Source organism: Pedobacter segetis, assembly GCF_016623585.1.
GTDB lineage: Bacteria > Bacteroidota > Bacteroidia > Sphingobacteriales > Sphingobacteriaceae > Pseudopedobacter > Pseudopedobacter segetis.
In genome coordinates, this window is sequence record NZ_JAEHFY010000019.1 from 14,139 (window position 1) to 28,638 (window position 14,500).

Sequence of the window (14,500 nt, forward strand, 5' to 3'; positions counted from 1 at the left end):
GCCCCTTAAGGCTGTTTTTTTTGTTAATCCTAAGCCTTGCACTCACCTTAAATAGTGAAAGTTCAATGGCTCAGCAGAAATTAGCGATCAAAGGTAAGGTCATATCATCATCAGACGGTATGGGTTTGCCCGGGGTATCTGTGCAAGAAATCGGCAACCCTAAGAACGGGGTGGTAACCGATGTAAATGGCAACTATCAGATCAATTTATCTTCTCAGAGTGCTGTTTTAAAATTCTCTTATTTGGGGTTTAAAACCCAACAAGTAGGGGTTAACGGAAAAGCAGTAATTAATATAGCTTTAGAAGAAGATAGGGCTAAATTAGACGAAGTTGTAGTAGTTGGTTATGGCCAACAGAAGAAAGTTAACCTAACGGGTTCTGTAGAAACGGCTAGATTTGATGATGCCGTAAATACACCGGTTACCAATTCGGCCCAATTAATGTACGGCAAATTTTCTGGTGTTCAGCTTACCCAAGGAAGCGGTTTGCCCGGTAATGATGGATCATCTGTAACCATTCGCGGAGTGGGTACATTTGGAAGTGTTGCGCCTTTGGTTGTAATTGATAATATTCAATATGCAGATTTAAGTGCTTTCAATAATTTATCACCCTCTGATATTGAGACAATAACAGTATTAAAAGATGCTGCTGCCAGTGCAATTTACGGGGCAAGGGGTGCTAATGGTGTAATTTTGGTAACCACCAAAAAAGGCAAAAGCGGTGTTTCTTCGGTAGATTATAATGTTTATACTGGCCTTCAAGATGTTACGGTAAGGCCAGAATACCTTAACGCCGTAAATTATGCAACACTAAAAAACGAGCATGATATAAATTTAAACGGTGCCAATGCCCCAATAAGGTATTCCCCTGCCAACATCCAAACAATTATTGATGGCTCTAATCCCGATCAATACGCAAATACCAATTGGGTAAACGAAATTTTGAGGACCGCCCCGGTGCAAAACCACTATCTGTCTTTTTCTGGCGGTAATGATAAAACCACCTATCGTGTATCTACGGGTTACCTAAACCAACAGGCAGTTGTACAAGGAAAATTCAAATCGCAAAGATTTAATTTAAGCTTAAACCTTAATTCTAAGTTGAAAGACTGGTTAGAGATTTCTAATATTACCAGCGCTTATTGGAAAAAATTCCAAGGGCCAACGGGCGGCCCCGATGCCATTACCGGAGAAACAGGTATCATTAACCAGTTCGAGCGCTCTTCGCCCACTATTCCTGCTTATTATTCTAATGGTAATTATGGTATTGTGGATGGTTCTTACCAAAACGTTAATTTTAGCTATCCCGCTACAAACCCGCTAAGAACGGGTAGTTTAGGAGACTATAAAGCAGATAATATTAATTTAGCAGAGCGTTTAGGCGCAAAAATTAATTTTACAAAAGATTTAACTTTTGAAACCAGCGGAAGTTTAACATTAACTAACGCAAAAAGCTACGATTTTAATCCCATTGCTTCAACTTATGATTATGATGGCAACCTAGTTGGGCAAAACGCAACTAACACATTAAAAAACGGATCTACCTTTAATTATAGGATATTAAATGAGAATATTTTAAGGTATGCTAAAACATTTAATAAAAAGCATAATTTTTCTGCGCTTGCGGGCTATTCAGCTTCGTATGATAGAACCTCTGGTTTTACCGGGTCTTTACAAGGCTTTACCTCAAATACTGATGTTCAGGTATTTAATGTAGGGGGTACAGCAAACCCAAACGTTAACGGAGGTGCTAATGAGGTTACTACTATTTCCTACTTTTCTAGATTAAACTATGATTATGAAGGGAAGTATTTGCTAGAAGTTGATTATAGGGCCGATGGAAGTTCGAAGTTCAATCCTGGTTACAGATATGGTTATTATCCTGCTTTTTCAGCCGGATGGAGGATAAGCGAGGAACAATTTATGAAAAACATCGATTGGATTTCTGAACTGAAAATTAGAGGTAGTTTAGGGGCTACTGGTAATGATGGCAAAAATGCTTATATCTCAAAACAAACATACAACGGCGGGTTAGATTATTACTTAGGCAGTAGCGATGTAGGAGCCGTAGCACAAACTATTGCTGCAAACCCAATTGCTACTTGGGAAAAAATTGTGCAAACCAACATAGGTTTTGATGCAGACCTGTTTAAAAATAGGCTGTCTTTAACGGCAGATTATTACCAAAGAAAAAGCTCGGGCGTTCTTTATAATAATTTCCCCATCCCTAGTTCAATAGGTATTTCAAGCATTCAAGCGGTAAACGCTGCCGATATGACCAATAAAGGGTTTGAAGCCTCTATTAACTACAGGGGTAAAGTAAATGAACTTAATTACGGTGTTGGGGGTAGTATAACCACATCCAGTAATAAAGTTACAAGTTTAGGTTATAGGGGCATACCTACTATTGGTGCTCAAAGTATTGTTACACCCGGGCAACCATATAACTCATATTATGGTTATAGAGTAATAGGGATATTCCAAAGTCAGGCTGAAGTTGATGCTGCACCTAAACAGTTTGGAAATGCGAAAACTGCCCCAGGAGACTTGCAATACGCAGATTTGGCTGGGCCAAACGGCAGTGGCCCAGATGGGATTATTGATGCTAATGACCGTACCGTTATAGGCAACCCATACCCAAAGCTGATGTATAATATGAACTTAACTTTAGGTTTTAAAGGGTTTGATTTTGGAGCTGTTTTTCAAGGATTAAGCGGTGTGGATAGATTTTTAAATGATAACGGCCAACAACCATTTCCAGACGATAGAAACAATGTGCTGTCTTACTGGGTTAACCGTTGGACACCAACAAATCCATCAACTACTTTACCTCGTTTAGGTGGACAAAATAACTCTCAAATCTCTACTTTTTATATAGAGGATGGTTCTTATTTGAGACTTAAAAATGCAGAGTTAGGATACACTTTGCCTACCATGTTTACCCAAAAGTATGGTATTAATAGATTACGGATCTACATCAGCGGGCAAAACTTGTTGACATTTACAAAAATGAAGAATTTTGACCCAGAACGTCCGGTAGGCAATGACCCTACCAACCCAACAGATCAACAAGTACCATTATATAAAGTTTATACTTTAGGATTAAACCTTAAATTTTAGGAAATATGAAAAAGATATTAATGATATGCTTTGTTGCGGTTTTATCTAGCTGCACAAAGGACTTTTTAGATAGATCCCCTTTGGATGCCATAGGAACAGCTAATTTTTGGAAAAATAGCCAAGATGCTTATTTGGGCTTAAATGGGGTTTATGATGTTTTGCAGGATCCGGCCGTATATGGAGGAAGTTTAAATAATGGTGCGGCGGGTTTGCCAATGTATGATTGCTTTGGCGATAACCTTTATAACAATTATAAGTTTGAAGGGCCGGGTTTGTTTATGGAAGGCACTATTGATCCTTCTCATTATTTTTTCTCAGGCCTTTGGAATTCATGTTATAAAGGGATTTTTAGGGCAAACAGCGTTTTGGAAAATATCCCAAACATACCCGCAGGCAACATAAGCGATGCGGAAAGGGCCCAATTATCTGCCCAAGCCTTATTTTTAAGAGCTTTATTTTATATGAATCTTGCCGTTTATTATCAAGATGCTCCATTAATCTTAAAAACACAAGCTGTATCAGAAGGGTACGTAGCAAAAAACACCTATCAAGAAATTTCAGATCAGGTTATCAAAGACTTAACAACGGCTGCAAATGCCCTGCCTATGTCGTATCCATCTTCACAGTATGGCTACGCTACAAAAGGGGCTGCTTTAGGTATTTTGGCAAGGTTTCAACTTTATAATAAAAATTATCAGGCGGTTTTAGACGCAACAAACGCATTGATGTCTTTAGGCTATGGTTTAAACCCAAGCTATTCTCAACTTTTTACAGAGCAAGGCGAAAACTCTAACGAAATTATATTTTCGGTAAGGTTTAATGAAGATGTAAGTAAAAATAGAGAGAATTTTTCATCTACTTATGCGGGTATTCCAAGGGTAGATGAACAGCCGATGCCCAATATGGTAAAAGATTATTATTGTACAGATGGTAAGCCAATCACTACTTCGCCATTGTACAACCCGGGTACCCCAACTAATAATACCCCTCAAAAAAACAACCGAGACCCAAGGTTGCTTGCATCTGTATATTTTAAAGGTGATATTTTTATAACAGATATAAATAAGGCATTTTCTGGCAATACCGCTACCACATACGGTTTAAAAAAATATATAAGAAACAAAAATTACCCAGATGGTACGGGCGTTTTTGCCGGTGGTGGGCAAGACTTTATTGTTATACGCTATGCTGATGTTTTACTGATGAGGGCTGAAGCCTTACTTGGATCGGGAACAACAGCTGGTGTTTCTGCTTTGGTAAACCAAGTAAGGGCAAGGGTAAATATGCCAAGTGTTGAAAGCGTGGAAGGAAGCAACCTTAGTCTTGGTACATTACAAGCTATTGTACGTCATGAACGTAGAGTTGAATTGGCTTTTGAAGGCTTAAGGTATTTTGATCTGAAACGTTGGGGCACGGTACAAAGTGCCGCTCAAACGGCAGCGGCAGATAACGTAACCGGTTACTCACCAACTTATAGGGCAGGAGGAAAATCAGAAATTTTTGCAATTCCTTTAAAAGAGTTAGATGCTAACGAAAACCTAAAACAAAACCCAGTTTGGCAATAAGACTTTGTTATTAGACGATGGTAGGTACATTAATACCTTCCATCGTCTAATTTCATCTATTACGGCATAATTAAATTTCATTTTTTTTAAAATAGTATTGATGGTTTTTAAAATAAATTGATAATACTCAAACCTATCTCCCGATAGGCAGAAAACAGCTATAAAATATGCGAAATAAAATCTTGATTTTTTTTACGGGTATGTTTTTACTACTTGTATCGTTTATTAACCCAAAACCTAAAATCTTGATCATTGGCGATTCTATCTCCATAGGATATACGCCATTTGTTAAAAGCAACTTAAAAGATGAAGCTGAAGTAATTCATTGTAAAGGAAACGCAAAGTTTACAGACAATGGCATAGCTCATTTAGATGAATGGCTTGGAACAGAAAAGTGGGATATTATCCAGTTTAATTGGGGGCTATGGGACATTTGCTATCGTGATCCCAACAAACCTGCCGAATATACCAATAGAGACAAAATTAAAGGCAAAATTACCACTGATAAGAAAACTTACGAAGCCAACTTGCAAACCATGGTTAATCGCCTAAAGCAAACTGATGCAAAATTGATCTTTGTAACTACAACTTACGTTCCTGATCAAGAAATTGGAAGGTACAATAAAGATGTGATGGCTTATAACGCCATCGCCAAACAAGTAATGAAACGTAATAATATTGTTGTTAATGATTTGTACGCAGTTTCAAAACAAATTCATGATGAATACGGGCTGAACGATACCAATGTACATTATAAAAAAGAAGGCTACCTAAAGCTTGCAGTTACAATAACCGAAGGATTAACAAAGCTATTGAAATGATGATTTGTTTGCGCAATTATTGCTATGTCGTTATTTTTTTATCGGCTTTTTTTAATTGTAACAGTGCGATTTGTGGTTTAAGATCAAATTCAAATAGCGTAAAAAGTCTTGAGGCAACAACCTATTATATTCATCCTGTATTGGGTAATGATGCTAATAAAGGAACATCAAAAGCACTTGCATTTAAAACATTGGCTCAAGTTCAAAAACTCAAACTTAAGCCTGGCGATAAAATCCTTTTAGCAAACGGAGAGATTTACGTGGGTTGCTTTAACATCATCAACCAACAAGGGAACAAATTAAAACCTATTAAAATCACATCCATTAAATGGGATGATGACGATAACGCACAACCTGCGATCATAGATTTTAAGGGTTTAGAGCAGGGTGTTCTTATCCAAGGATGTAGCTTTTTGGAGGTCTCTAACTTACAGTTGACAGCAAATGGTTACCAAGCTCTAGATAATTCACAAAAAATGAGGTGTGGAGTTTTAATCAACAATCTTAAACAATCTTTAATGACGGGCATCTGTTTAAACCAGTTAATTATTAAAGATGTCTATTTTGAAAACAGAGGCTATAAAAGAGGGGCAGAAGAAGTGAAAAGCGCCAACGGTACACAAAAATATGGATGGGGAATTAAAGTGGTTAACGAAAGTAAAAGCCTACTGAAAAACTTGACAATTAATAATTGCACCATATCAGATGTTAGCCATACGGGCATTAAACTTACCGGGAAAGCGCAAAACATCAGAAATGTATCTATTGAAAACAACCGGGTAAAAAATACCGGCGGTCCCGGTATTCAGATGTCTGGAGTGAGAGAGGTTTATGTTGCCAATAATTTAGTTGATCATTCTGGAAGTACTAGCGATAGCCGTAAATGGGGCAGGGGAAGTGGTTTGTGGACATGGGGTTCTTCAAATATTTTGATTGAAAAAAACCAATTTTTAAATGCCAACGGCCCTGGGGATTCTGCTGGGGCACATATTGATTTCAATTGCGACAATGTTGTAATCCAATACAATTTTAGCCGTAACAATGCCGGTGGTTTTTGTGAAATATTAGGAAACAATTATAACTGCGCTTATCGGTACAATGTTAGCGTTAACGACGGGTATAGGATTAAAGGGAAAAATGGAGCTTTCCAAGAAGGCAAAACCTTGTGGTTAAGCGGGTTTCAAGGTACAAAAGCAACACGTAAAGGGCCCGTAAACACCTATATCTACAACAATACTGTTTATTGCGACTCAACCATTGTTCCCAAGATCGCTTTTGACAATACCAGTTCCGGAATTTTAATAGCAAATAATATCTTTTATACAGAATGCAACTTTAAAGCCGTTTTAGGGGATCAGTACAAACCTGATACAGAAAACAGCCTGATTACTGAGAATGTAATATTCAGCAATAATTTGTTTGCCAGCAGATCATCATGGCCAACTGAAGCCTCAATTAAAGACACCAATCCCTTTTATGGCAATCCGGTTTTTTCAGGTATAGAAAAGAAGTACATAAACGCTTTTACACCAAAAAACATTAAAGAAATACAGCATCAGGGAATCGATATCATAGCATTCCCTTTCAATAGAACTAAATTGAACTACCCCTTAAAAATGGATAAGGATATTTTAGGGAATAAATTGATTGGAAAGCCAAATCTTGGTGCCATACAACCATTTTAAATTTATAGAATTTTAATATGTCGGTATTTATAAAACTAAAATCAGGTTTGCTATCAGTGCCTATCGCATTATTTACCATGTCTTTTATTTTAAATTCATGCAAACAAACCCAACCTGTTCGCAAAAATCCCAATATCATCATCATTTATGCCGATGATTTAGGCTACGGAGATTTAAGTTGTTACGGAGCTAAAGCTTTTAGTACCCCAAACATTGATAGTTTAGCAAACCATGGGATAAGATTTACCGATGCGCATTGTTCTGCATCCACCTGTACGCCATCAAGGTTTGCTTTGCTAACTGGCAGCTATGCTTTTAGAAACAATGCCGCTATTCTGCCGGGAGATGCTCCGCTTATTATCAATCCCAAAAAAGAAACCATTGCCAGTATGCTTAAAAAGGCTGGATATGCAACCGGTGTAATTGGCAAATGGCATTTGGGTTTGGGTAACGGAAAACCAGATTGGAACAATTCTATAAGTCCGGGGCCTTTAGAGATAGGTTTTGATTATAGCTTTTTAATTCCGGCAACGCCAGACAGAGTGCCAACCGTTTTTGTAGAAAATCACCATGTTGTTAATCTCGATAAACAGGACCCGATAGCCATAAACTACGATAAAAGGATCGGAAACGACCATATTGGTTTAGAACACCCAGAAATGCTTAAAATGCAGGCCGATAGCCAACATAGCGGAACCATTGTAGATGGGATAAGCAGAATTGGTTTTATGAAAGGAGGACATAAAGCTTACTGGAAAGATGAAGATTTTAATACCGTTTTAAATGAAAAAGCGAAAGCATTCATCAGCGAAAACAAGAAACAACCTTTCTTTTTGTATTATGCACTACCAAATATCCATGTGCCGCGTGTAGCTAATGCAAAATTTGCGGGGCTATCTGGTTTAGGCCCAAGAGGAGATGAAATTTTAGAGATGGATTGGATGGTTGGAGAGTTAATGGGAACGTTAAAAAATTTAGGTATTGAGGATAACACTTTAGTGATTTTTAGCAGTGATAACGGCCCAATACTCGATGATGGCTATGCAGACAAAGCAGTGCAGTTACTAGGGAACCATAAACCTGCAGGTATGTATAAAGGGGGCAAATATAGCGCTTATGAAGGCGGAACCCGTGTGCCAACCATTACATTTTGGCCAAACAGAATTAAACCCGCAGAAAGCGATGCCTTATTTAGCCAAGTTGATTTTTATGCTTCCTTGGCATCATTGGTAGGCAATAAGGAAGATATTGCGCCTGGTACCGCCCCAGATAGTGAGGATATGTTAAAAGTAATGATAGGCAAATCTAAAACCGGAAGGAAACAATTGGTGGAAGAAGCTTTTACCATGTCTTTAAGATCTGGCGATTGGAAATACATTGCCCCTTTTAAAGGCGAAACACCAAGTTGGCTCAAAAACAAAGCGGTACCAACTGGTTTGCAGGCCAGCCCACAACTTTATAATTTATTAGATGATCCAACAGAATCACACAATTTGGCAGAACAATATCCAAACAACTTAGAGAAACTTTCTAAATCTTTACGAGATATAATGAAACAAAAAGAAAACCTTGCTAATAAATAGCCTTTTGAACAGTTTTGCACCCCATCATGAACAGATACGCAATGCTTTTCCGCCCACTAGTTAACTATATTTGAGTAATTATTAACCTAAGTTAGATAATAAAAACGCTTTTTTACGGTATCTGCTAGGCATTAACGATTGGAACGACATAACCCCCTGTTTTTCGGGCAGGTTTTTTTGATCCTGAGCATTGTCACTCTGAGCATTGTCACTCTGAGCGGAGACGAAGAGGGAGACGAAGAGGGGGAATTGAAAGATAAGACAAAAAAGATACAGTGAAAAGCCCGCCTGTTTAGGCAGGCGTGTTAAAAACGCACATATCTAACATTTATAAAAAATAGTTATCTAACCCTCAAGTTATTAACCAGATTATTAAACAATTAAAAATTGTACCCGATATTTTAAATTCGATTTTAAAAATATCATTACGATTTTAATCATTCTAAATTATACTAAAATGAAATATAAGAGACTCTATTTTATGATATTTTTATCTGTTGCTATCTCTGTTTCGGCTTGTTCTAAAAAAGACGGTGCGCAACCTTCGGTTTATGTGCCGCCGGTTGAGGTACCTCCAAACCCGAGTGGCACAACCGGGATGACAATCTCACAAAGCTTAAACCAAGAAAGCCCAAAAACAGATTTGGATGTTTCGGTTATCTATACAAACTCTACGCAGTCTAGCGCCAACTTTAAGCCATTGCCAAACGGGTATAACGATAATATCAAATCTTTTATCTTGCCTAAGGGCTACATGGTCACTTTTGCCGAAAACCAAAACGGTACTGGCGAATCTATATGTTATGTTGCGGCTGTTAGCGATGTTAAAGCGAATTTGCCGAGCAGATTAGTTGGGAAGGTCTCTTTTGTAAGGTTTTTCCCCATAAAATATACCAATAAAAAGGGTTTGTGCAATACCAACGTAAGTGAATCTGCGGCACAAAAGTCTTCTTGGTTTTACAATTGGGGTTTAGGTGCCACCTCTAGTGAAACAGGCACTTATACCCCAATGACGTTTGGTAAAGGTGCTGCTACAACCGCAAACGCCTTGGCATTTATAACAAGGACAGATGTAGATCATATTCTGTCTTTTAATGAACCTGATAATAACTCCCAGGCAAACATCCCGATCATAGATACGGCCATTGCCCATTATAAATTGATGTTGCAAACGGGCTTAAGGTTGGTGTCTCCGGCGGTAGAACAAGATAATTCTACGGCCAGTACAGATTGGTTGCCTATGTTTATGGATGCGGCCAACCAACAAAAATTAAGGGTTGATGTAATTGCTTTGCATTGGTACGATTGGGGGAATGAAAAAAACGATAAAGCTACAGACCAGCTTACTGCAGATGCGGTATTAACGAGGTTTAAAAACTATGTAGCAAAGCTTCATGCTGCCTACCCCAATCAAAGTTTATGGTTTACAGAGTATAACTGTAACCCGGCAAGGTCTGAAGCGGTTCATGAACTATTCATGAAAAGTTCTACGGCATACCTCAATACAGTTCCTTATGTAGAGCGTTATGCTTATTTCTTTCCAAAATCATTACCGGTATCTTCTGGGTCGCCAAGTTATACCCCAACCCCACTAGGATCTGTTTGGTATAACATCTCTTCTCCATCGGCATACAGTAGCAATATTATACCTAATTAAAAAAAATCTAAGGGCCTGTTTTTTACTAACGTAGCTTTGCAGGTTATAGGTTGCTATTATGTTTTTATGTTTTGCCATGTAACGGTTTAACGTACGTAATAGCAACCCATGCTAAATTTAGATCAGCTAACGCTATTTTTCTTCTCTTTAAAAAAGCCATTTTAATATGGTGTTTCCGCTTAGTTTTTCAAAGAAATTAAGCAACATCTTCTTAAACGGATGTTAAATAATAATTATATTTTCATTCCTTTTTTTGGTTAGCCATTATATTTTAAAAGAAAATTTCTGACCTGCAATTACCCTTCAGCCTGTAAATTTTAATTTAAACACCTTTATCGATTTCTAACACCTTCCTCTGTTTCATGTAAAATACCAGCACAGCAAAAGCTATGCTTAAAGCGATAGGAATCAACATGGTAACTTTTAATACTTCAGGTCCAGCACTGTTTTTTGCTAACTCTAATAGGTTATTTAGTTCAATAGTAGATTTTCCTTTTAAGTTTATGTTTACTGGTAAATTTTCCATAATCAATCTATCGTAAAACTTACCCATAAAAATGGTGTAAACAGATACCGCAAACATACCAGCACCACCCATTAAATTTAAACCTAAAGCACCTGATTTTGGTATATTTTCTGCTACAAAACCCAACATGGTTGGCCAAAAATAACAAACTCCTGATCCAAAAATAAAAGCACCGATAAAAATAGAGTTGCCAGTTAAGGTTGCCAATAAATAAAGGCCAATAGCAGCAAGAATCGAAGACATTAATAAAACGCCTTGCGGAGCGAAACGATGAACAACAGGCCCTGCCAAGCCCCTTCCTATTACCATTACCCCGGTAGTTAATGTTAAAATCAGGATAGAATTATCGGTTACGTTTTTAAGTAAAACATCAACCCACTGCCCTGTAAACAATTCTGTTATGGCTGTACCAAACATACAAACAAACATGAAAATAAATAATGGAGAAGCTAAAGATTTGTACATGGTTGCCATTGATATGCCAGAGGCCACTCTTTCTGTAACCGGAAATTCGAGTTTGGAAAACAAGTATCCATAAATAAAAGTTGGAACTAACATTACACCCATCTGGATTTGCCAGTTTAAGCCTAAATAATTAAACAGCATAACTATGAGCGTTCCCATAAATATTCCACCAGGAAACCATAAATGGAAATGATTTAATTTGGTTGTTTTATTATTAGGATAAAGTGTGGATACTAATGGATTACAAGCGGCTTCAACTGTTCCGTTAGCAATGCCTATTAAAAGAGTTGAAGTAAATAGCGACCAATAACCTTGTGCAAATACGGTTAAAACAATCCCCAATAAATGGAAGATGAAAGCCATAACCAATAACTTTTTCATCCCGATAATGTCTACAACAAAACCACCTATCACTACGGCTAATGGAAAGCCCCAAAATGCTGTTGCCGTAATGGTACCTAACTCACCAGCATTTAGGTAAAAATCTGTACCAAGTTGACTTAAAATACCTGCCCTTATGCCAAAAGAGAGCGAGGTTACCAATAGCGCTAAGCAACTAGCAACAAAGAGTTTATTTTTTTCAATAATTTGCATAAATATTTAGGTTTATAATGGTTTTATGATTAGCAGCAAAAAAATATTTACTACTTAATAATAGACTGATTTTCTTGTGTTTATATTTTGAATTTTTGGAAATAATATTTTGTTTTTAATTGCATTAACGATAGGAACGGCAGCTCCCGGTTTTTCATCGGGACTATAGTGCATAGCGTGTTAAAATGCCAAAATTTTACAAACCTAAAATAGTTCGATTAAATTCTTTATCGGTACCAGAAGCAGCAAAATCATCAAATGCTTTTTCTGTAACTCTGATGATGTGATCACTGATGAATTTTGCTCCTTCTTTTGCACCGTCTTCTGGGTGTTTGATGGCACATTCCCATTCTAATACTGCCCAACCCTCAAAATTATAGGTCGCCAGCTTGCTAAAAATCTTTTTAAAATCAACCTGTCCATCGCCTAAAGACCTAAACCTTCCGGCTCTATCCACCCAGTTTTGGTAACCGCCGTAAACGCCTTGTTTGCCAGTAGGATTAAATTCTGCATCTTTTACATGAAACATTTTAATACGCTCGTGATAATGGTCTATATAGCTGATATAATCTAAACACTGCAATACAAAATGGGAAGGGTCGTACAGTAAACAAGCCCTTGGATGTTGGTTTACTTTGTCTAAAAACATTTCGTAAGAAATACCGTCATGTAAATCCTCACCGGGATGAATTTCATAACAAAGATCTACTCCTGCTTCATCGAAAGCATTTAAAATGGGTAGCCAACGGTTTGCGAGCTCTGTAAAACCATCTTCCACTAATCCATTGGGACGTTGTGGCCAAGGGTAAACGGTATGCCAAAGTAAAGAACCACTAAAAGTTGCATGTGCATTTAACCCTAGATTTTGGGATGCTTTTGCGGCATATTTTAATTGTTGTATAGCCCAGTTTGTGCGCTCTTTTGGGTTGTTATGGTAAATTTCTGGTGCAAAGCCATCAAATAATTTATCGTAGGCTGGGTTTACTGCAACTAACTGACCTTGTAAGTGGGTGGATAATTCTGTGATTTCTAATCCTGCCTCGTTCACTTTTCCCTTGATTTCATCTGCATAGGTTTTACTTTCTGCTGCTTTTTGCAAATCAAAATAATTGCTTTTCCAAGTAGGGATTTGAATACCTTTAAAGCCCAATCCCTTTGCCCAATTGCTAATAGATTCTAAATTATTGAAGGGCGCATCCGGACTTAAAAACTGCGCTAAAAATATAGCCGGACCTTTAATGTTTTTCATAAATTTTGTTTGATAAACTTTAGCATTAATACTTATATTTTTAAACGATAAAGGCTGTCCATTTTTGGTCGGATTGACCAGAAACGATGACTTGTTCGATGAACGCCATTCCTCTTACACCATCTTCAATTCCTGTATAATCTAACATTTCTGGAGTTGGCGTTTCTTGATTTAATTTTGCTTTAATGGTAAGTGCAAAGTTTCGGTATAGGTTTGCAAATGCTTCCAAATATCCTTCGGGATGACCTGCCGGTGTGCGTGTATTATGTTTTGCAAAGGACCTTAAATATGATGATCCAGTCCTTAAAATTTGAAAAGGTTGATCAGCTGATTTCATCAGTAAAGAATTAGCGTCGTTTTGTTGCCATTCTAAACCACCTTTTTCTCCGTAAACTCTGATTTTAATATTGTTTTCTTCGCCTGCAGCAACTTGGGTTGCAAATAAAACTCCCGAAGCATTATTGTTGAATTTTAAAAGTACGTTAACATCATCATCAAGCTTTCTTCCCTCAACAACCGTATTGATATCTGCATTAATTTGAGTTACTTTTAACCCGGTAACGTATTCTACAAGGTTAAAAGCGTGGGTTCCAATATCGCCAATAGCACCCCCAATGCCACTTTTACTAGGGTCGGTACGCCATGCGGCCTGTTTATTATCCCCGTTTTCTTCCCGTTTACTTAGCCAGCCTTGAGGATATTCCACATACACTTTTCTGACTTCTCCCAGCTTACCTTCCGCTATCTGTTGTTTAGCTTCTTTAACCATTGGGTAGCCTGTATAGGTATGTGTTAAACATAAAAGTTGACCAGTTTCTTCTGCGATTTGCTTTAGCATTTTAGCTTCGGCTAAAGAAAAAGTCATTGGCTTATCTAAAACCACATGGAAGCCGTTTTGCATTGCTAATTTTGCAGGCTCAAAATGTAGATGATTGGGAGTTACAATACTTACTACCTGCATTCGCTCATTTTTTGGCAATTGCTTTTCTTTTTCGAAGAGTTCTGAAAACGAAGCATAGCATCTCGAAATATCTAAACCTAAATCTTTACCACTTTGTATCGAGACATCAGGATTGGAGCTGAAAGCACCGCAAACTAATTCGTACTCTCCGTCTATTTGTGCAGCAATTCTGTGGATAGCGCCTATAAAAGCACCTTTTCCACCACCAATCATTCCTAATCTTAATTTTTGTCCCATAGTATTGTTTTTTTTATTAAACTGGTTAAAAATGAATC

The 14,500-nt window shown here is 37.5% G+C and carries 9 protein-coding genes; 6 read left to right on the forward strand and 3 right to left on the reverse strand.

Annotated elements, in window-relative coordinates; translation table 11 throughout:
• Positions 1-65: 65 nt before the first annotated feature.
• From I5M32_RS13120 to I5M32_RS13145, 6 genes are all read left to right on the forward strand, one after another.
• Entirely contained in the window at positions 66-3,119 is a 3,054-nt protein-coding gene (locus tag I5M32_RS13120; protein ID WP_200587126.1) for a SusC/RagA family TonB-linked outer membrane protein, read from the forward strand.
• A 5-nt stretch (positions 3,120-3,124) separates the two neighbouring features.
• Positions 3,125-4,684, forward strand: a complete 1,560-nt coding sequence (locus tag I5M32_RS13125) for a RagB/SusD family nutrient uptake outer membrane protein (protein WP_200587128.1) — start codon at positions 3,125-3,127, stop codon at positions 4,682-4,684.
• 200 nt (positions 4,685-4,884) lie between these two features.
• A complete protein-coding gene (locus tag I5M32_RS13130; protein WP_200587130.1) occupies positions 4,885-5,505 on the forward strand; it encodes an SGNH/GDSL hydrolase family protein in 621 nt (206 codons plus the stop codon).
• 191 nt (positions 5,506-5,696) lie between these two features.
• On the forward strand, positions 5,697-7,190 hold the full coding sequence (locus I5M32_RS13135; protein ID WP_234461956.1) for a right-handed parallel beta-helix repeat-containing protein: 1,494 nt from the start codon (positions 5,697-5,699) through the stop codon (positions 7,188-7,190).
• Between the two features lie 17 nt (positions 7,191-7,207).
• The gene (locus I5M32_RS13140; protein WP_200587132.1) at positions 7,208-8,773 is read left to right on the forward strand and encodes a sulfatase family protein; all 1,566 of its coding nucleotides are present in this window, start codon (positions 7,208-7,210) and stop codon (positions 8,771-8,773) included.
• 457 nt (positions 8,774-9,230) lie between these two features.
• Positions 9,231-10,430: a glycosyl hydrolase gene (locus I5M32_RS13145; protein ID WP_200587134.1), complete on the forward strand. Its 1,200-nt coding sequence runs from the start codon at positions 9,231-9,233 to the stop codon at positions 10,428-10,430.
• 322 nt (positions 10,431-10,752) lie between these two features.
• Here the strand turns inward: I5M32_RS13145 and I5M32_RS13150 are convergent, their stop codons facing one another.
• From I5M32_RS13150 to I5M32_RS13160, 3 genes are all read right to left on the reverse strand, one after another.
• Positions 10,753-12,015, reverse strand: a complete 1,263-nt coding sequence (locus tag I5M32_RS13150) for an MFS transporter (RefSeq protein WP_200587135.1) — start codon at positions 12,013-12,015, stop codon at positions 10,753-10,755.
• 196 nt (positions 12,016-12,211) lie between these two features.
• On the reverse strand, positions 12,212-13,264 hold the full coding sequence (locus I5M32_RS13155) for a sugar phosphate isomerase/epimerase family protein (RefSeq protein ID WP_200587136.1): 1,053 nt from the start codon (positions 13,262-13,264) through the stop codon (positions 12,212-12,214).
• A gap of 40 nt (positions 13,265-13,304) precedes the next feature.
• The gene (locus I5M32_RS13160) at positions 13,305-14,462 is read right to left on the reverse strand and encodes a Gfo/Idh/MocA family protein (protein WP_200587137.1); all 1,158 of its coding nucleotides are present in this window, start codon (positions 14,460-14,462) and stop codon (positions 13,305-13,307) included.
• Between the last annotated feature and the right edge of the window lie 38 nt (positions 14,463-14,500).

Coding starts and splice junctions, on each gene's coding strand:
- I5M32_RS13120 (WP_200587126.1), top strand. CDS start 66: ATGGCTCAGCAGAAATTAGCGATCAAAGGTAAGGTCATATCATCATCA.
- I5M32_RS13125 (WP_200587128.1), top strand. CDS start 3,125: ATGAAAAAGATATTAATGATATGCTTTGTTGCGGTTTTATCTAGCTGC.
- I5M32_RS13130 (WP_200587130.1), top strand. CDS start 4,885: ATGTTTTTACTACTTGTATCGTTTATTAACCCAAAACCTAAAATCTTG.
- I5M32_RS13140 (WP_200587132.1), top strand. CDS start 7,208: ATGTCGGTATTTATAAAACTAAAATCAGGTTTGCTATCAGTGCCTATC.
- I5M32_RS13145 (WP_200587134.1), top strand. CDS start 9,231: ATGAAATATAAGAGACTCTATTTTATGATATTTTTATCTGTTGCTATC.
- I5M32_RS13150 (WP_200587135.1), bottom strand. CDS start 12,015: ATGCAAATTATTGAAAAAAATAAACTCTTTGTTGCTAGTTGCTTAGCG.
- I5M32_RS13155 (WP_200587136.1), bottom strand. CDS start 13,264: ATGAAAAACATTAAAGGTCCGGCTATATTTTTAGCGCAGTTTTTAAGT.
- I5M32_RS13160 (WP_200587137.1), bottom strand. CDS start 14,462: ATGGGACAAAAATTAAGATTAGGAATGATTGGTGGTGGAAAAGGTGCT.